The organism is Glycomyces harbinensis (assembly GCF_900101745.1).
GTDB lineage: Bacteria > Actinomycetota > Actinomycetes > Mycobacteriales > Micromonosporaceae > Glycomyces > Glycomyces harbinensis.
Genome location: NZ_FNAD01000021.1, coordinates 25,210 through 43,582, shown reverse-complemented (window position 1 = coordinate 43,582; position 18,373 = coordinate 25,210). Strand labels below are relative to the sequence as shown.

The 18,373-nt window shown below is 69.9% G+C and carries 18 protein-coding genes; 7 read left to right on the top strand and 11 right to left on the bottom strand.

What is annotated here, in order from left to right; all coding sequences use genetic code 11:
- Position 1 precedes the first annotated feature (1 nt).
- The 5 genes from BLQ63_RS24915 to BLQ63_RS24895 all read left to right on the top strand — a co-directional run bounded on the left by BLQ63_RS24915 (position 2) and on the right by BLQ63_RS24895 (position 4,559).
- Positions 2-769, top strand: coding sequence for an isoprenyl transferase (locus tag BLQ63_RS24915; protein WP_091040250.1), 768 nt, complete (start codon positions 2-4; stop codon positions 767-769).
- 105 nt (positions 770-874) lie between these two features.
- A complete protein-coding gene (locus BLQ63_RS24910) occupies positions 875-1,420 on the top strand; it encodes a sigma-70 family RNA polymerase sigma factor (protein WP_218125490.1) in 546 nt (181 codons plus the stop codon).
- Complete coding sequence (locus BLQ63_RS24905) at positions 1,417-2,607, top strand: hypothetical protein (protein ID WP_091040248.1); 1,191 nt, start codon at positions 1,417-1,419, stop codon at positions 2,605-2,607. Before BLQ63_RS24910 ends, BLQ63_RS24905 begins: the two co-directional genes overlap by 4 nt.
- A gap of 165 nt (positions 2,608-2,772) precedes the next feature.
- Complete coding sequence (locus tag BLQ63_RS24900) at positions 2,773-3,318, top strand: RNA polymerase sigma factor (RefSeq protein ID WP_091040247.1); 546 nt, start codon at positions 2,773-2,775, stop codon at positions 3,316-3,318.
- Positions 3,315-4,559: a hypothetical protein gene (locus BLQ63_RS24895; RefSeq protein WP_091040246.1), complete on the top strand. Its 1,245-nt coding sequence runs from the start codon at positions 3,315-3,317 to the stop codon at positions 4,557-4,559. Before BLQ63_RS24900 ends, BLQ63_RS24895 begins: the two co-directional genes overlap by 4 nt.
- A 32-nt stretch (positions 4,560-4,591) precedes the next feature.
- Here the strand turns inward: BLQ63_RS24895 and BLQ63_RS24890 are convergent, their stop codons facing one another.
- From BLQ63_RS24890 to BLQ63_RS24845, 10 genes are all read right to left on the bottom strand, one after another.
- Complete coding sequence (locus BLQ63_RS24890) at positions 4,592-5,146, bottom strand: nicotinamidase (protein ID WP_091040245.1); 555 nt, start codon at positions 5,144-5,146, stop codon at positions 4,592-4,594.
- A gap of 126 nt (positions 5,147-5,272) precedes the next feature.
- Entirely contained in the window at positions 5,273-6,949 is a 1,677-nt protein-coding gene (gene ctaD, locus BLQ63_RS24885) for an aa3-type cytochrome oxidase subunit I (RefSeq protein WP_091040244.1), read from the bottom strand.
- 233 nt (positions 6,950-7,182) lie between these two features.
- Positions 7,183-7,587, bottom strand: coding sequence for a roadblock/LC7 domain-containing protein (locus tag BLQ63_RS24880; protein WP_091040243.1), 405 nt, complete (start codon positions 7,585-7,587; stop codon positions 7,183-7,185).
- 11 nt (positions 7,588-7,598) lie between these two features.
- Positions 7,599-10,022: a sensor histidine kinase gene (locus tag BLQ63_RS24875; protein ID WP_143015079.1), complete on the bottom strand. Its 2,424-nt coding sequence runs from the start codon at positions 10,020-10,022 to the stop codon at positions 7,599-7,601.
- A 110-nt stretch (positions 10,023-10,132) separates the two neighbouring features.
- A complete protein-coding gene (locus tag BLQ63_RS24870; protein ID WP_091040241.1) occupies positions 10,133-11,479 on the bottom strand; it encodes a TrkH family potassium uptake protein in 1,347 nt (448 codons plus the stop codon).
- 1 nt (position 11,480) lies between these two features.
- A complete protein-coding gene (locus BLQ63_RS24865) occupies positions 11,481-12,161 on the bottom strand; it encodes a potassium channel family protein (RefSeq protein WP_091040240.1) in 681 nt (226 codons plus the stop codon).
- A gap of 212 nt (positions 12,162-12,373) precedes the next feature.
- Positions 12,374-13,159, bottom strand: a complete 786-nt coding sequence (gene ehuA, locus BLQ63_RS24860) for an ectoine/hydroxyectoine ABC transporter ATP-binding protein EhuA (protein WP_091040291.1) — start codon at positions 13,157-13,159, stop codon at positions 12,374-12,376.
- Positions 13,160-13,178: 19 nt separating this feature from the next.
- Positions 13,179-13,850 carry an amino acid ABC transporter permease gene (locus tag BLQ63_RS24855; RefSeq protein ID WP_091040239.1) on the bottom strand — a complete coding sequence of 224 codons (672 nt, stop codon included), beginning with the start codon at positions 13,848-13,850 and terminating at the stop codon, positions 13,179-13,181.
- On the bottom strand, positions 13,850-14,572 hold the full coding sequence (locus tag BLQ63_RS24850) for an amino acid ABC transporter permease (RefSeq protein WP_091040238.1): 723 nt from the start codon (positions 14,570-14,572) through the stop codon (positions 13,850-13,852). The genes BLQ63_RS24855 and BLQ63_RS24850 overlap by 1 nt, the downstream gene beginning before the upstream one ends.
- A 9-nt stretch (positions 14,573-14,581) precedes the next feature.
- On the bottom strand, positions 14,582-15,484 hold the full coding sequence (locus tag BLQ63_RS24845) for a transporter substrate-binding domain-containing protein (protein ID WP_177155097.1): 903 nt from the start codon (positions 15,482-15,484) through the stop codon (positions 14,582-14,584).
- A 202-nt stretch (positions 15,485-15,686) separates the two neighbouring features.
- Here BLQ63_RS24845 and BLQ63_RS24840 point away from each other — a divergent pair, with 202 nt between their 5' ends.
- Both BLQ63_RS24840 and BLQ63_RS24835 read left to right on the top strand, forming a co-directional pair.
- Positions 15,687-16,490, top strand: coding sequence for a GntR family transcriptional regulator (locus tag BLQ63_RS24840; RefSeq protein ID WP_177155096.1), 804 nt, complete (start codon positions 15,687-15,689; stop codon positions 16,488-16,490).
- Positions 16,491-16,658: 168 nt separating this feature from the next.
- The gene (locus tag BLQ63_RS24835; protein WP_091040236.1) at positions 16,659-17,459 is read left to right on the top strand and encodes an SGNH/GDSL hydrolase family protein; all 801 of its coding nucleotides are present in this window, start codon (positions 16,659-16,661) and stop codon (positions 17,457-17,459) included.
- Between the two features lie 52 nt (positions 17,460-17,511).
- Here BLQ63_RS24835 and BLQ63_RS28640 read toward each other — a convergent pair whose 3' ends face one another.
- Entirely contained in the window at positions 17,512-18,285 is a 774-nt protein-coding gene (locus tag BLQ63_RS28640; protein ID WP_177155095.1) for an Rv0361 family membrane protein, read from the bottom strand.
- Positions 18,286-18,373 lie beyond the last annotated feature (88 nt).

Here is an 18,373-nt window from a genome sequence, read left to right as displayed (position 1 = left end):
TGTGGCGATCTCGAATCTGCTTTACCTGATCTACGAGCGTCGGCTCGCACGCGAGCTGACCGGCCAGCCCCTGCCCCGGCACATCGGCGTCATGGTCGACGGCAACCGGCGCTGGGCCCGCGACATGGGCCTGACCGACCCCAACGACGGCCACCGCGCCGGCGCCAAGCACATCGAGCGCTTCCTCGGCTGGTGCGACGAACTGGGCGTCGAGCACGTCACCATCTGGCTCCTGTCGACCGAGAACCTCTCGCGCCCCAAAGACGAACTCGACCCCCTCCTCGACATCATCGACGAGCTCGCCGGCGAACTCGCCGAGGACGACCAGCCCTGGCAGCTGCGCATGGTCGGCGCCCTCGACCTCCTCCCCGAAGAGCACCAGGCCGCCCTCAAAGACGCCCAGCAGCGCACCGCCGACAAGCGCGGCATGCAGGTCAACCTCGCCGTCTGCTACGGCGGCCAGCGCGAGATCGCCGACGCCGTGCGCTCGTTCATGCTCGAACAGGCCGCCTCCGGCGCCAGCCTCGAGCAGGCCGCCGAGGCCATCGACGCCGATTCCATCGCCCGCCACCTCTACATGACCGGCCAGCCCGACCCCGACCTGGTGATCCGCACCAGCGGCGAGCAGCGCCTCTCCGGGTTCCTGCTGTGGCAGTCGGCGTACTCGGAGTTCTACTTCTGCGACTCCAACTGGCCCGACTTCCGCCGCGTCGACTTCCTGCGCGCCGTCCGCTCCTTCGCCATCCGCGACCGCCGCTACGGCAAATGACCTCCTGAAGAAAACCCCGATCCGGGTGGGACGCCGCGGCGCCCTCGTTCGTGTGGAGGGTGCGACGCCTTGACCGCGCCGCGAACCCCCGCCACGAGGAGCCGCATGGATGCCGCAGCAGCCGCCGGAACGTCCATCATGAAGCGATCACGGGCCGCGCCCGAACACCAAGCCGAGTTCGACGCGTTCTACGCCGGCAACATCGGCCAGATCACCGCCCAGATGCGCGCCTACACCGGCGACCACGCCGAAGCCGAGGACATCGCCGCCGAGGCCTTCTGCCGCGCACTGATCCGCTGGAAGATCCTCAGCCGGTACGACAACCCCGCGACCTGGGTCCGCCGCGTCGCCTGGAACCTCGCCACCTCCAGGCTCCGGCGCGGCGCCTTCGTCCGGCGCTTCACGCGCCGCCAGCACCTCGCCGACGTCGAAGGGCCCGGGCCCGACCGCGTCGACCTGGAACGCGCGCTCGCCCAACTGGGCGAGCGCCACCGCAAGGCGATCATCCTCCACTACATCGCAGGCATGAGCGGCGCGGAGATCGCCGACCAGGAGCAGGTCGCCGAGTCGACCGTCCGCACCTGGCTCGCCCGAGGCAGAGCCGCGCTCGCCGAGCGCCTGCGCATCGACGAATCCGAGGAGCAGCAGTGAACACCCCCGACCGCACCCCCGACCCCGTGGCGTCGATCTTCACCGCATACACCGACGACACCACCGCCGAAGTCAAAGACGGCAGCACCGTTTCATTGCGGCGCAAGGCGAAACGGCGCCGCGTCGGCCGAACCGCGACCGCCGGGGCCGCCGCCCTCGCCCTCATCGCACCCGCGGCGTGGCTCCTCGCCAACACCGCCGGGGCTGACGACCGGGAGCAGCCGCAGACCGCGCACGAACGTCCCATCGACGATGACTCCGTACCACCCGACGAGGACCAGTACTGGGACGCATACGGCCCGGGCCCCGACCTCGTGGGGGCCACGATCGTCCTGCCGTCGTTCGCGCCCGGGAACGCCGACGTGGACGCGGTCTGCGCGTCCGACGGCGCGGAGCTCAGCGACGGCACCGTCCAGGAGCCGGTCGATGACGGCGCGGTCTTCCTCGTGCAGACCGGCGAGGCGCTCATGTCCGATGGCAGTGAGGAGTACTACCAGGTCGGGCTCTTCGGATGCCGCTACGGCGAGCAGACGCTGTACCAGGCGGTGACCCTCGACGAGGTCGAGGACGACACGTGGGCCGCCGGAACGCAGCTCGTCCACTCCGAACTCGACGGTGAATCGCCCCAGCACTTGGGCTTCGCCGTCGGCGACGGCGTGGTCGTCGGCTTCGCCGAACGCTACGATCCCGCCGCCGACGACCTCCGGTACTGGGCCGAGCGCATCACGCTCAACGCCGGCGGCGAGCCGGTGCGGGAAGTGATCGGCGACCTCGGCCCGGAGGCCTACTCAGAGCTCTCGGTCGGAGTCACCGCGGCGGCGACCGAGGAGACCGGCGTCTGGACCGTCACCGTCGAGATCCACAACACGGGGCCGCGGACCGTCACCGACTACGTGCTCACCGCCGCCACCGATCCCCAGGTCGAGGTCCTTTCCGGGGTACCGGTCAACCTCCGCACCGACCCGCTCGGGACGTGGGACGCCGTGGCCGAGATCGACGAGATTCCGGTCGACCACGTCTTCATCATGGAGTGGACCGTGGCCGTCGACACGTCCGGGGAGCACCGCTACGGAGACTTGCAGTTCTTGGCCGACGTCGCCTCGGCCACCCCGTACGACGAACTGCCCTCGACCGTGCAGGCCCTGGGCTGGATCGGCGCGGCCGGAACCTGCATTTTCACCGAGTGAGCAGGTGGGACAGAGCCCCCGCGGGCCCCGGCTCGCGGGGGCTTCGCCGTGCCCCCGCGAATCTGTGAACCGAAGCTCCTCAATCGACCGCGTCAAAACGCGGCCGAACCTCGTCTAGAGAGTGCGGCCCCGGGGCCGCACCGCACTCGACGCCGAGGAGCCTCCATGACGCCCACCCGCGGCACCCGGCACCCTCCCGCAGCGGAGCAGCCGCTTCTTCTCCGACCGACCCTGGAGTTCGACGACTTCTACGCCGCGAACGTCCGCACCATCACCGGCCAGATCTTCGCCTACACCGGCGACCGGGCCGAAGCCGAGGACCTGGTGGCCGAGGCGTTCTGCCGCGCCCTCGCCCGGTGGCACAAGGTCCAGGACTACGAGAACCCCACCGCCTGGGTCCGGCGCGTCGCCTGGAACCTGGCGACCAGCCACCTGCGCCGGCGCACCGTCGCGCAGCGCTTCCTCAAACGCCAGCAGGAGGTCCACGAGCCGCCGCCCGACGGCGACCGCGTGGACCTGATGCGGGCGCTCGCCGGCATCGGCGAACGGCACCGCAAGGCGGTGATCCTGCGCTACATGGCGGGACTGACCGTGGCCGAGATCGCCCACCAGGAAGGCGTCCCGGAGGCCACCGTCCGCTCCTGGCTCGCCAGAGGCAAGGCCGCGCTCGCGGGCCGTCTCGCCGTGCACGATGAGATGGAGGAGCGATGAGCACCCCAGACGACACGCAGTTCGAAGCGGCGTTCGCCGACCTCGCGCATGCGGCCGAACTCATGGTCGACCCGGTCGACTCGGCCGTCATCCACGGCCGCGTCCGCCGCCGCCGCACCACCAGGGGCGCCCTGGCGGCCGGCCTGGCGGCGCTCCTCGTCGCCGCGCCCGCCGTGTGGTGGCTCCAGGAGTCCAACGGCGACGAGAACGATCCGCCCCCGGCCGAGGAGACCACCGCGACCGCCACGCCTGATCCGACCACCGCCGACGAGTCCGCGGCCGAGCCCGAGGGCGGCCCGGACGGCCAGGCGTCGGAGGACGTCGAGGATCCGGTCCTGCCGGCGTTCGGGGACCTCGTCGGCGCCGAACTGGAACTGCCGGAGTTCCAACCCGACGGGGGCAGTCTGAACGACGCGTGCCCGAGCGGGCCCGCGACGCTCGCCGACGGCACCCCCGAATGGGAGGACGGCCAGTGGTACATGCACGAGGGGCCGGTGTGGGTGCTCAAGGTGGTCCACACGAAACTGGAGGAGGGCGGCCCGACCCGGGCGGTCGCGCTGATCGGGTGCATGCCGGTCGAGACGATGGTCCGCCAGGCGGTCGTCGTCGCCGGCGACGGCGCGGGCGGCTGGGAGGTGACCGAGGAGGTCGCCCTCGGCGACACGAGCGACTTCCCGCTGTTCGACATCGCACCGGCCGCGACCGCGGGCGTGCTGCTCATGGTGACCGACACGGAGACGACGGGCATGTACGAGCCCGTTCCGGTCGACTACCGGATCATGCGGTACCGCACCGGATCCGACCTCGAGGACGTCACCGGGGAGGCCTACCTGCTGGGGGTCACCGACATCGAGGCCTCGGTGGAGGTCACCGAGGGCGAGGACGGGACCTGGCGCATCGAGTTGACGCTGACGAACGCGGGCGACCACGAGGCGGTCGGGTTCCAGATGACCGCCTGCGGCTCCGACAGCTTCGTCCTCGAGGAGTTCGACCTTCCGCCGTGCACGGCCGACTCCGAGGGCGTGGCGGTGTACGAGGGCCTCGCCGCGGGGGAGTCCGTGGTGGAGGAGTGGACGTTCACCCCGCCGCCGTCGCAGGAGTGGAGCGGGGACGAGGACTCGGGCATGTACCTGCTGGGCGACGTCAGGCCGACCACGTACAGCGCCGAGGTGTTCGTGTACGACCCGGACCTGTCGAACAACGGCTTCCGGGTCGACGTCACGCCGGAGGACGTCGCCTGAACCGCAGGGGCCGGGGCGGACGCGTCCCGGCCTCAGGCGACGGCGACCCCGGCCTCTTCGAGGTCCTTGAGGGCCTTGGCCCTCGTCTCCTCGGCGACGGCCGCCGTGTACTCCAGGAGCACCGTGGTCGCGAAGCCCTCGCCGGCGGCGTCGAGCGCGGTGGCCCGCACGCAGTGGTCGGTGGCGATGCCCACGACGTCGACCGCGTCGACGCCGCGCTCGCGCAGCCACTCGGCCAGGCCCGTCTCGCCGGCCGAGCCCTCGAAACCGGAGTAGGCCGCCTCGTAGGCGCCCTTGTCGAACACGGCCTCGGCGAGCGAGTGGTCGAAGTCCGGGTGGAAGCCCGAGCCGCGGGTGCCGACCACGCAGTGCGGCGGCCAGGAGTCGCGGAAGTCGGGTTCGGCGGAGAAGTGCAGGCCGGGGTCGATGTGCCAGTCGCGGGTCGCGACCACGTGGTCCCAGCGCCCGGGCGCGGCCCCGATGAGTTCGGTGACCTTTGCGGCGACGGCGGCGCCGCCCTCGACGGGCAGCGACCCGCCCTCGCAGAAGTCGATCTGGACGTCTACCACGATCAGTGCCCGGCTCATATCACGATCCTAGTGACGGACCGCCGATCGCGGTAGGGGCGGTGCGGGCCGGGGCCGAAATTCCGCCCCCCGGGCAGCGAAGAAGCCCGGGAGCCGCGGCTCCCGGGCTTGCTCGCGCAGGCGGGGTCAGTGACCCTTGACCTCCTTGACCAGGTGGCCCCACTTCTCGTCGAAGACGGGGCGCTCCGAGCGGATGCGCGGGAGGCGGTCGAAGTTGCGCAGCGGCGGCGGGCAGCTGGTCGCCCACTCGAGCGAGCCGCCGTAGCCCCACGGGTCGTTGGTCTCGACCACGCGCCCGGCCTTCCAGGACTTGAACAGGTTCCAGATGAACGGCAGCGTCGACAGGCCCAGGATGAACGCGCCCACGGTGGAGATCATGTTCAGCGTGGTGTAGCCGTCGGTGGCCTGGTAGTCGGCGTAGCGGCGGGGGAAGCCCTCGGCGCCGAGCCAGTGCTGCACCAGGAACGTGGCGTGGAAGCCGATGAACGTCAGCCAGAAGTGGACCTTCGCGAGGCGCTCGTCGTACATGCGCCCGGCGACCTTCGGGAACCAGAAGTACACGCCGGCGTAGACGGCGAACACGATGGTGCCGAACAGGACGTAGTGGAAGTGCGCCACCACGAAGTAGGAGTCCGAGACGTGGAAGTCGACCGGCGGGCTGGCGAGCAGGACGCCCGAGAGGCCGCCGAGGAGGAACGTCACCAGGAAGCCGATGCTGAACAGCATCGGCGCCTCGAACGTCAGCTGGCCCTTCCACATCGTGAAGATCCAGTTGAAGAACTTGACGCCCGTCGGGACCGCGATCAGGAAGGTCATGAGCGAGAAGAACGGCAGCATGACCGAGCCGGTCGCGTACATGTGGTGGGCCCACACGGCCATCGAGAGCCCCGCGATCGCGAGGGTCGCGGCGACGAGGGTCTTGTAGCCGAAGATGGGCTTGCGGCTGAAGACCGGGAAGATCTCGGAGACGATGCCGAAGAACGGCAGCGCCACGATGTACACCTCTGGATGCCCGAAGAACCAGAACAGGTGCTGCCACAGGATCGCCCCGCCCGTCTCGGAGTCGAAGACGTGGGCGCCCAGCTGGCGGTCGGCCACGACCGCGAGGAGCGCGGCGGCGAGGATCGGGAACACCAGGACCATCAGGAGACTGGTGATGAGGATGTTCCACGTGAAGATCGGCATCCGGAACATGAGCATGCCCGGGGCGCGCATCGTGACGATCGTGGTGATCATGTTGACCGCGCCGAGGATGGTGCCCAGGCCCGAGATGGTCAGGCCGACGAACCACATGTCGGCGCCGATGCCCGGCGAGTTGACCGCGTTCGACAGCGGCTGGTAGGCGAACCAGCCGAAGGAGGCGGCGCCGCCGGGGGTGATGAACCCGGAGACCGCGAGGATCGATCCGAGGAGGTACAGCCAGTACGCGAAGGCGTTCAGCCGCGGGAACGCGACGTCGGGCGCGCCGATCTGCAAGGGCACCAGGTAGTTGCCGAACGCGAACACGATCGGCGTCGCGAACATCAGCAGCATGATGGTGCCGTGCATCGTGAACAGCTGGTTGAACTGCTCCGACGACACGATCTGGAGTCCGGGCTGGAACAGCTCCGCGCGGATCAGCAGGGCGAGGATGCCGCCGATGGCGAAGAACGCGAACGACGTGACGAAGTACAGCAGTCCGATCTGCTTCGCGTCTGTCGTGCGGAGTGTGCGGGCGAGCCAGGAGCCGTTCGGCTCGCGACGTACCGGCCAGGGACGCGCGACGATAGGCGTTGGCTCAAGCTTCGGCTCAACCGTGGTCACCTGTGGGCCTCCAGATTCATTTTCCAGGTAGCGAACGCAGCATAGCGCCGCGAAAGGGCATCGACGCGGAGGGGCGATGCCGATGCGGCGTGGCGGAGGGTGATCGGACCGTGCGGGTTCGGTGGTCGTCGCAGGTCGACTGCGGTGCGGAGCACCGCGCTCGGGCGGGAAGGGCGGAGGTGCGCGGGCGGCCGCCGGAAGCGGCCGCGCGCGGGTGAGGAATCTCCTACGGTCTACATGCCCGTGCGGGCGTCGGGCTCCAGCGCGGCGTAGACCCGCTTGACCAGCAGCGCGGTCTCATAGCCCACCTGGCCGAGGTCGCAGCCGGCGTTGGCCAGCACGGCGAGCTGGGCGCGGTCGCCGACGGCCATGAGCAGCAGCACGCCCTCGTCCATGTCGATGACGGACTGGCGGATGCGGCCGGCGTCCAGCACCTTGGCGGCGCCGGTCGTCAGGCTCGCGAGGCCCGAGGTGATGGCGGCGAGCTGGTCGGCCCTGTCGGTCGACAGGCCGCGCGAGGCGGCGATGGCGAGGCCGTCGACGGAGACCGTGAGCGCCTCGGAGACGTCCGGGACCTTCTCCACGAAGGAGGTCAGGAGCCAGTCGAGTTCACCGACGTTCTTGTCCTTGCTATCCATCTCGCTGCTTTCTATTGGCGTTGTTCGTGCGCGGCGGCCGCCGCGATGCCGGAGGCGAAACCGGCGAGCCGGTCCCGGATCTCGGCAGGGTCGAGGTCGGCTCCGCCGCCGCCCGCGCGCGGGCTGGGAACGGAGCCTGGGAGCAGCCGGGAACCTGGCGCGCGACGGGGCAGTTCGGCGCCGTTGACCCTGCCTGAGGTTTCGAGTGCTCTGTTCACCTTCCTGAAGGTAACATCCAGCGTCTCGGGAGCGGGGCCCGCAGGGGGCCTCGCGCCGTTGGCTCCGCCGCGTGTCGTCCCAGCTACAGGGCGCGGTTCGGGAGCGGACCCGGCCTTGCGCGGACGCGGCACGATCGGCTCGACGGCGCTCGGCGCGGCCGCCTCGGCGCCCGTCCCGGTGACCGGCAGGTTCGCGGCGCGGGCCGACAGCGCCAGGCGCGCGGCCGAGCCGCCGGAGCCGTCCGGGTTGAGGCCGACCGGGTCCTCGGCGTGCGCGCTCGCCGGGATGCGCACCAGCGCGAGCGTGCCCTTGCCCATGGTCGAGTGCAGCTGGACGCTGATCGAGTGCTCGGCCGCGAGCCGGCCGACCACGAGCAGGCCCATCGTCGCGGTGAGCTCCGAGGTGAGCTGCGTCGGCTCGGCCAGGCGGCGGTTGATCGCGGCCATCGGCTCGGGCGCGAGGCCGATGCCGTCGTCGGCGATGGAGATGACGATCTCCGAACCCGAGCGCCGCGAGGTCACCCGGACCGACTGGGTCGGCGGGGAGTACGCGGCGGCGTTGTCGAGCAGCTCGGCGAGGATGCGCACCAGGTCGCCGGCGGGCTTGGTCTCCAGGCGGGCCGCGACCTGGTTCTCGACCAGGACGCGGCCGGCGTCCTCGATCTCGGCCACGGCGTCGCGGATGATCAGCTCCAGCCCCGAGGGGTGGTTGTAGCGCCGCTGCGGGTCGCCGCCGGCGAGCAGGAGCAGGTTCTCCTCGTTGCGGCGCATGCGCGCGAGCAGGTGGTAGACGCTGCGCCACTCGTCGGGGACCGCGTCGCCCCCGGCGTCCTCCACAAGGGATTCCATGACCTGCTGCTGGCGGCGGATGAGGCTCTGCCCGCGGCGGGCGAGCGTCTTCATCATCGCCTCGACGTCGATGCGCAGCAGGGCCTGGTTCGCGGTCTGGCGCAGGGCCTGGTGGTGCGCGGCGCTGAAGGCCTCGGCGAGGCTGTCGAGCTCGTCGGCGTAGCGCGAGTCGCCCGACATGAGCGTCTGGCGCTTCGCGGCCTGGAGCAGCCGGTCCACCTCGTCGGCGTTGGCGGCCTGGGACACCGCGGCCACGGTCTTGGGCAGCGTGTCGTACGCGGCGGTCAGGGTCGCCTCTCGGACGCCGTCGACGCGCAGGCTGATGCGCCGCGCGAGCATCGCCGCGGAGATGATCGCCGTCAGCGCCAGGACGATCACCAGCGCGAACGTGGTCAGCAGGGTCCGGGAGGCGGCGTCGCGCATCGCGGTGACGTCGTCCTCCATCGAGTCCATGACCGAGATCTGGGTCGTGTCGAGCGCGGCCACGACCACGCCCTGCCCGGCCGAGAAGTCCTCGGGGGTGATCGTGGGGATGTTGCCGCGCAGGTAGATCCCGAGCGCCAGCTGCGCGTCGGCGACCTCCTCGGAGTCCATGGCCTCCTTGTAGACCGAGCTGGTCTCGGTGGAGGCGTTCGCCTGGAACTCCACGATCTGGCGGTCGAAGGACCCCGACAGGTAGGACACCGTCGCGAGCTCGGCGCGCCCGACCACGACCTCGCCGTTCTCGCTCAGCAGCGCCAGGTCGGCGGCCACGGTGAACTGGATCTCGGCGGCGATGCGGCTGGCCTGCATGACCGCGGCCAGGGAGTCCAGGTGCGCCGAGACCTGCGCGTCGTTCACCAGCCTCGGCAGGATCGCGGCGACGCCGACGATCTGGTCGGCGACGTTGCGGTAGACCAGGTACGCGGCCTCGACGTCGTCGTCGCTGAACTCGGCGTCGCCCGAGGAGAGCAGGTCGAACGCGGTGCGCGCCTCCTGGAGGTCGGCGGCCTTGTCGAACAGGGTCTCGAGGTCGTCCTCGAGATCGGGGAAGCGCTGGATCGCCGCGTCGGCGGTCGCCTCCAGGTCCTCGAAGGCCCAGTCGGTCTCGCGGCGGGCCACCGCGGCGTCGAACGCGCCGCCGCCGCCGTTGATGACCGAGGCCATCAGCGGCCCGGCCTCGGCCTGGTGCACGTCGAGGGTCTTGTTGAGGGACTTGGAGAGGTCGGCGAGCACTTCGGCGTCGGTCGCGTTCTGGTATTCGTCCCACACGTTCACCGTCTGGAAGAGCCCGAGCACCAGCATTCCCATCAGCGCCGCTGCGATCGGCAGCATCAACTGCATGCGGATGGGGAGACGACTGGTGCGCTGCCGGGCTTTACGGGACATCGGGGGGCGTCCTTTCTGGGGGCGACGATCCGCGCTGCGGCGTGCTGGGACCATCTTCGCTTGTCGGTGGGGGGCCTCGTGAGGCGGGGCTCACTTCGAGGGTCGGCCGATCAGCCCACGAGCGGCCGTCCTTCCGGGTATCGGTACAGGCGGTGGCGGGTGCGCAGGGCCAGCGAGGCCGCGAAGAGGACCGGCCCGACGCGGCCGGTGTACATCGCGATCGTCAGCAGCCACTTGGAGGGCTCGGACAGGTCGTAGGTGACGCCGGTGGACTGGCCGAGCGTCGCCAGCGCGCTGGTGACCTCGAACATGATCGACATCAGGTCCAGGTCGGGTTCGAAGCGCTGCATGAGGAAGATCCCGAAGGCGTTGCAGGCCACGTAGACCAGTGCCACGGTGAGCGCCTCGCGGACGACCGCGGGGCTGATGCGGTGGCGGAAGACCGTGACGTCGGGCTCGCCGCGGACCTCGGCCCAGATCACCAGCAGCAGCACGAAGAACGTGGTGACCTTGATGCCGCCGGCCGTGGAGGCCGAGCCGCCGCCGATGAACATGAGGATGATCGAGGCCAGCAGCGAGTCGTCGTTCATCTGGCCGATGTCGACGGAGTTCAGGCCCGCGGCGCGGACCATGGAGGACTGGAAGAACGCCGGCAGCAGCCGGTCGTACCAGGGCCACTGGCCGAACGTGGCCGGGTTCGACCATTCGAACAGCAGGTACGCGATCCAGCCGCCGAAGAGCAGGATGCCCGAGCCGGCGAGGGTGAGCTTGGTGTGCACCGACCACTGCTTGCGGCCCCAGCGGCGGCGGGTCATCTCGAAGATGACGGGCATGCCGAGCCCGCCGAGGATCGTCGCGAAGCACAGTGGCAGGCAGATCCACGGGTCGGTCGCGTAGCTCATGAGCGAGTCGGAGAACAGTGCGAAGCCGGCGCTGTTGAACGAGCTCACCGCGTGGAAGACGCCGTACCAGACCGCGTCGCCGAAGCCGAAGCCGTACGAGCTGAAGCGGATCGCGAGCACGAGCGCGACCGCGGCCTCGACGATGAAGGAGAACACGACCGTGCGCAGCAGCACGGCCTTGACGTCGCCCAGGCTCAGCGCCTTGCTGATCTCCATCTGGGTCGCGAGCTTGGTGCGCAGGCCCAGCCTGCTCGACACCAACAGGCCCACCAGGACCGCGCTGGTCATGATGCCCAGTCCGCCGATCTGGAAGCTCAGCATGATGACGAACTCGCCGAACCAGCTCCAGTGGACGGGCGTGTCCAGCACGCCCAGGCCGGTGACCGACACCGCCGACGTGGCGGTGAACAGCGCGTCGGTGATCGAGGTCGAGCCGGGGTCCACGGAGGCGACCGGCAGCATGAGCACCAGGGTCGACCCGAGGATCACGGCCATGAACAGCAGCGGGATGAGCCGGGCGGGGTGGCTGAAGAACGCCTTGACGCGTGCGGTCATGTCAGGTGGTGGAGGCGAAGGCCTCGACCTTGGTGGTCGCGCCGGAGACGATGAGGGTGTCGCCCTCGGCGACGACCGTGTCCGGGGTGGCGTAGGTGAAGTCCTCGCCCGACTGCTTGACGCCGACCACGGTCACCCCGTACTTGGAGCGCAGGCGCGACTCGGCGAGGGTCTTGCCGATCGCCTCGGCCGGCGCCTTGGTCTTGACGATCGCGAAGCCGTCGTCGAACTCGATGAAGTCGAGCATCTTGCCGCTCACCAGGTGCGCGACCCGCTCGCCCATGGCCGCCTCCGGGTAGACCACGTGGTGGGCGCCGGTGCGGTGGAGGATCTGGCCGTGCTTGGCGTTGATGGCCTTCGCCCAGATCTCGCGGACGCCGACCTCCTCGCAGGCCAGGACGGTGAGGACGCTCGCCTCGATGTCGGTGCCGATCGCGACCACGACGTGGTCGAACTCGCCGATGCCCAGCTGGCCCAGGACCGCCGACTCGGTCGAGTCGGCCTGCACCACGTGGGTGAGGGTCTCGGAGGCGCGCTGGACGATCTCGGGGCGCTCGTCGATCGCGAGGACCTCGTGGCCGAGCCTGGTGAGGGACTCGGCGACGGCCGAGCCGAACCGGCCCAGGCCGATCACGGCCACGGTCTCCTCGGTGGGGCGTTCACCTCTACCGAACAAGTTCATCGGCTCACTTTTCGGATCGGCGGAATCGGCGTGCTTGCACGGAGACTGATTCTGCCACTCGCGACCCGCGCGCGGAGTGCGCACCCGGCCGCTTCTCGCAGGTCTCAGGACCGAATGCGGGCGAAAAGAATGAGGAGGGCGGTCGATAACCCCTCATGACCGCCCCCCTCGAACACCCCTAACACTCTCCAAGGATGGAGGAGACTCCAATGCTACTCCGCGAGCACTGCCCGGAGGAAGTCCTGCGTCCGGGCTTCTTGCGGCTCAGAGAAGATGGCCTCGGGGGCCCCCTGCTCGACGATCTGCCCATTGTCGAACATCAGGACCCGGTTGGAGACGTCGCGCGCGAAGCCCATCTCGTGGGTCACGCACAGCATGGTGATGCTGGTGGTCTCGGCGACGTCGCGCAGCACGGCGAGGACGTCGGCGACGAGCTCGGGGTCGAGCGCGCTGGTGACCTCGTCGAGCAGCAGGATGTCCGGGTCCATCGCCAGGGCGCGGGCGATGGCGACGCGCTGCTGCTGGCCGCCGGAGAGGCGCGCGGGGTACTCGTCGGCCTTCTCCGACAGGCCCACCAGTTCGAGCAGCTCCCCGGCCTTGGCCTCGGCCTCGGCCTTGGAGCGGCCCGCGACGTGGACCTGCGCCTCGGTGACGTTGCGCAGCACCTTCATGTTCGGGAACAGGTTGAACTGCTGGAACACCATGCCGACGCGCGAGCGGCGCTGGCGCAGCCACCGCTCGGAAGCGGGCACGAGCTTCCCGCCCTTCTCCATGTGGGAGTAGGGCTTGCCCTCGACGTAGATGACGCCGCCCTCGGTCTCCGGGTCCGCGGTCGGGGTGACCTTCTCCAGGGTCATCAGGAGCCTGAGGATCGTGGTCTTGCCCGAACCGGAGGGCCCGATGAGCGTCACGCGCTCGCCGGGGTCCACCCGGAAGTTGAGCTTGTCGAGGACCTTGAGGTCCCCGAAGGACTTGTCGACGCGGTCGAACTCGATCAGCGGCTCGGCGCCGCTCGGATCAGTAATTGGACTTTGCAAGGCGAATCTCCAATCTCCGCATCGCGACCGCCACGGGATACGAGGCGGCCAGGAACAGCAGGCCCGCGAGGGTGTACCCCTCGACGGCACCGGTGTAGTGCTGGCCTTGGAAGGCCCTGGCCTCGGCGATCATCTCCATGACGCCGATGACGAACAGGGTCGGGACCTCCTTGAACATGGCGATGATCCAGTTGCCGACGGCGGCCGCGGAGCGCCGCGCCATCTGCGGCAGGACCACCGCTCCCCAGACCCGGCGGGCCGGGAGGTTCAAGGCCGTCGCGGCCTCCCACTGGCCCTTGGGGATCGCGTCGATCCCGGCCCGGTAGGACTCCGAGGTGTAGGACGCGTAGTGCACGCCGAGCACGGCCGAGCCGACGGCGAACGCGCTCCACTCGGGGTTGATGTAGAGGCTCGTCGCCGTCCAGACGATGAGCACCTGCACCAGCAGCGGGGTGTTGCGGACGAACTGGAAGAGGGCGCCCAGGGGCCGGCGCAGCCACACGGGCCCGTTGCGCTCGCCGATGGCGACGAACAGGCCCAGCACGATCGCGATGACCCCGGCCACGAGCGTGACCTGGAGGACCACCAGGAAGCCGTCCCAGATCGCCGGGAAGATCTCCCGGAGGGTCTCGTTGCTCCATTGGGTCTGCATCAGAGGGCACCTCCTTCGGCCACGGCCGGGGCCAGGCGGCCCTTGGCGGGCTTCGCGTCGATCCCCAGGCCGCGCTTGGCCTTGCGTTCGAGGGCCCGCATGCCGGTCCAGATGAGCCAGGCGAGGATGAAGTAGATCACCAGGACGACGCCGTAGTGCAGCAGCCGGTCCTGCCCGGGCTGCTTGCCCAGGAGCCCGGCGAGCCAGGTGATGTCGAGGATGCCGATGACCGACACCAGGGCCGAGGCCTTCAGCAGCATGATCGCGAACGCGCACAGCGAGGGGATCATCTCGGGCCAGGCCTGGGGGAGGACCACGAGCCGCATCTTCTGGGACGGGGTGAGGTTGAGCGCCGTGGCGGCCTCCAGCTGCCCCTTCGGGACGGCCGCGATCGCGCCGCGCACGACCTCCGAGGAGTAGGCGCCGTAGTTGAAACCGAGGGCGATGATCCCGGCGACGATGAGGTAGTCGAACTGGATGCCCAGCACCACCGGCATCGCGAACGCGAACCAGAAGAGCTGCACCACCACCGAGGAGCCGCGGAAGAACTCCACGAACACCCGGGCCGGGGTGCGGACCGCGAGGCGGCGGGAGCCCGTCATGAGTCCGAGCGTGAACGCGAGGACGAGCGCCAGCGCCGCCGAGGCGACGGTGACCCCGATCGTGACCAGGAGCGGTTCGCCGTATCGGGGGAGTGATTCGATGACCGCTTGGAAGTCCATGCCGGCCTCCTACTGGTAGGTGTCCGGGCAGAGGTCCTCGGCCGTGAGGCCCTCCGGGTGGTTCTCTTCGAGCGTGAAGCCGTACGGGCCGGTCAGCTCCTCCCATTTCGCGTCGTCGGCGAGGAGTTTCTCCAGCTCCTCGTTGACCGCGTCGCGGAAGTCCGAGTCGTTCGGCTGGAACACGGCCGCGCCGGCGCCGATGATGTCCTCGCCGGTCTCGGGGTCGACCAGCCAGAACCCCTCGGTCACCTCGACCTCTGCATCCGCGTCGGCGGCGAGGCGCAGGTTCGCGCTGGTCAGCGCGATCGCGTCGCAGCGGCCGGCCTTGAGTTCGAGGATGAGCGAGTCGAGGTTGGCCTGCACGTTGATGCGGTCCTCGCCGTAGATCGCGTCGGCGATCTCGTGCTCGCTGGTCCCGTTCATGACGCCGATGACGCCGTCGCCCTCGGCCATGGTGTTGAAGTCGGTGTAGCCGCCGGGGTTGCCGGCCGGGACCATGAGCGCGTCGGGCATCACGTAGTCGGGGTTGGCGAAGGCCACGGCCTCGCAGCGCTCCGGCGTGATGTACATCCCGGCGATGACCATGTCGTGGTTGGTGCCCAGGCCGGTGATGAGCGAGTCCCACTCGGTGAGCTTCCACTCGATCTGGTCGGCCTTGATCCCCAGCTGGTCGAGCAGGTAGACCTGGGTGTCCACCGATTGCCCGGTGACGGACCCGTCGTCGCCGGTGTAGGCGTACGGGGCCTCGTCGGCGTAGGCGACGCGAATGGTGCCGCCGTCCTGCGCCTCCTTGAGCAGGCCGTCGCCGCTGCCGTCGTCCGTCCGCGAGCAGGCGGCGAGCCCGAGCGCGGCGACTCCGACAGCGGAGCCTCTGAACAGGCTGCGGCGGTTGAGATGCGGTTCGTTCGACACGATGGTCGCCTCCTGAGGTCTACTCCGGTGTCTTGCCGACCCTAACGTTCTATTGTAAGTTTGTCGACAATACGATGATCGACGTTCGATAACGAAAATGCAAGCATGTTGACGGGTGCCGCAACCGGAGCTTGTGACGAAGCGTGATGTACGAGCGGCGCTAAGATGCTGCCCAGAAGCGACAGAAGGGGAGCAGGCAGACGTGTCTGATCGCAACAGCGGACTGAACGGCCTCGCGGGTGCCCGTCAGGTGGGGCGCCTCGCCCCGGTGCGCCGCACCTCGACGGTGGACCTCATCGCCGAACGCCTCCGCGAAGCGGTCGTCGACGGATCGCTGCCACCCGGCGCGGTCCTCGGCGAAGCCGAACTCGCCTACCAGCTGGGCGTCAGCCGCGGCCCCCTGCGCGAGGCCATGCAGCGCCTCACCGCCGAGGGCCTGCTGGTCATCCCCAAGCGCCGCGGCCTGGCCGTGCGCACGATGACCGCCGAGGACGTGCGCGACATCCACTGGCTGCGCGCCCGCATCGAACCCGAGCTGGGCCGGCGCATCCTCGCCCGGCCCGCCGCCGAGCGCCGCACCGTCCTGGCCGAGCTCGGCACCGAGGTCAAGCGCATGCAGCGCGCCCTGCGCAAGGACGACGCCCGCGCCCTGGGCGACGCCTACCTCGACTTCCACCGCGCCCTCGCGGCGTGGGGCGGCTCGGTGCGCCTCGCGCGCATGATGGGCACCCTCCTCATCGAGACGCGCCTGTGCACCTTCTCGATGTACGAGCACTTCGAGGTCCACCGCGACCTCGTCTCCGAGCACGCGGCCTTCGTCGAGGCGCTGGCCGCCGAGGACGCGGGTCGCTTCGCGTCCCTGGTCCGGGCCCACCTCGACGCCGAGGTCCGGCGCCTGCTCGCCGAGCCCGAGACCTCGAAGGCGGACGACACCGACCGGCTCCTGGCCGAGACCCCCGACGAACCCCAGCCGCTCGACCGGCTCGACCTCCCCGCGGGCATCTGAGCGAACCCCGCAACCCGTCCCGAATGAACGCTCGCTTGCGCTTGTCCCGCAAGCGGAACAACTGGTGTCGATATTCCGACATGGCACGTTCCAGCGCTAGACCGTCCGTTACAGGACCGATATAAAGAGGGCCCCGGCACCCGGACAAAATTCGAGACGGAGCCCAAAATGTCATACCCCCGACGAATCTCCACAATGGCGGCGGCCCTCCTCGCCGCGGTCGTTTCCGTACTGGCCCTCACCAGCGGGACCGCCCAGGCGCAGACCATCGAATACGTCGCACTCGGCGACTCCTACGCCTCCGGCGTCGGCACCCGCTCGTACATCGACGACGGCTCCGACTGCAGCCGCTCGAACGCGGCGTACCCCTCCCTGATCGCCGAGGAGCTCGGCGCCGACCTCACCTTCGCGGCCTGCTCGGGCGCGAGGACCGGCGACGTCCTCGCCTCGCAGCTCGGCGGGCTCTCCTCCGGCACCGACCTCGTCACGATCACCATCGGCGGCAACGACACCGGCTGGGCCGGGGTCGTCCAGCAGTGCGCCTACCCCTACCCGTGGACCTGCGACAGCCAGATCGACGCGGCCGAGGCGTTCATCCGCGACCGGCTTCCCGCGAAGCTGCACGCCGTCTACGACGCGATCGAGTCGGCCGCGCCGAACGCCGAGGTGATCGTCCTGGGCTACCCGCGGCTGTTCAACGGCGAGCAGTGCAACGTCATCACCCGCATCAGCCCCGCCGAGCAGTCCGCGCTCAACGCCGCCGCCGACCTGTTGGGCGACACGATCGGCCAGGTGGCCGGCAGCCACGGCTTCGACTACGTCGACGTGCGCGACGCCTTCGAGGGCCACGCCGTCTGCGACGACACCGAGTGGGTCAACGGGCTCTCCTACCCGATCAGCGAGTCCTACCACCCCAACGCCGCCGGCCAGCGCGACGGCTACTTCCCGCTGCTGAACGCGCTCGTCTGACCGCATCGTAAAGGCCCGCCTCCCGACCGGGAGGCGGGCCTTCACTGCTGTTCTAGAGCAGGCCGCCGTCGCTGCCGCAGACCTTCCAGACGCCCTCTTCCTTGACGAGGTCGACGGTGTACTCGTCGTCCATCGGCACGGTCTCGCCCGCGAAGGTCGCCTCGCCCGAGAGGGTCACCGGCACCGAGGCCGTGTCGCCGTCCTCGGTGGCCTCGCCGAGCTCGTAGGAGACGTTGAACTCGGCGTCGGCGTACATGTCCGCGAACTCCTCGACGTCCGCCGAGTCGGACTCGGACAGGCCGGTGTCGAGCTCGTCCTGCATGTCCGCGCACAGGAACGGGCGGACGTCGTCGGCCAGGGCCTCCATGTCGGCGAAGCCGCCGGAGTTGACGCCGTCGACCGTGGCCGACATGTAGCCCTCGACCACGTCGCTGGGGGAGTCGCCGGCCCCGGGGCCGCCGGCCCAGGGCTGCATGACCAGCAGGACCACCACGGCCGCCAGCACAACGACGCCCGCGCCGATGCCGACGAACAGGCCGGTCTTCGACTTGGGCGCCGGCGGCAGGCCGGGCGCGCCGTACCCGGGCGGCGGCTGCTGCCCGTAGCCCGGCTGCTGGGGCTGGCCGTATCCGGGCTGCTGCGGCTGCTGGCCGTATCCCGGCTGCTGACCGGGCTGCTGCCCGTAACCCGGCTGCTGGCCGTAACCCGGTTGCTGCTGCCCGTATCCAGGCTGCTGGCCGTACCCGGGTTGCTGCCCGTAGCCGGGCTGCCCTTGGGGCGGTTGTTGATTCGGGTCGAAACCCGGCTGCTGAGGCGGGTAGGCCATGACGAGTCCTCGCGTAATCGGGAGCGTGTCGCGCCAGGTTAACACGCCCCACCCAGCACCGAGCACCTTTGAAAGCGGGGCTCGAACG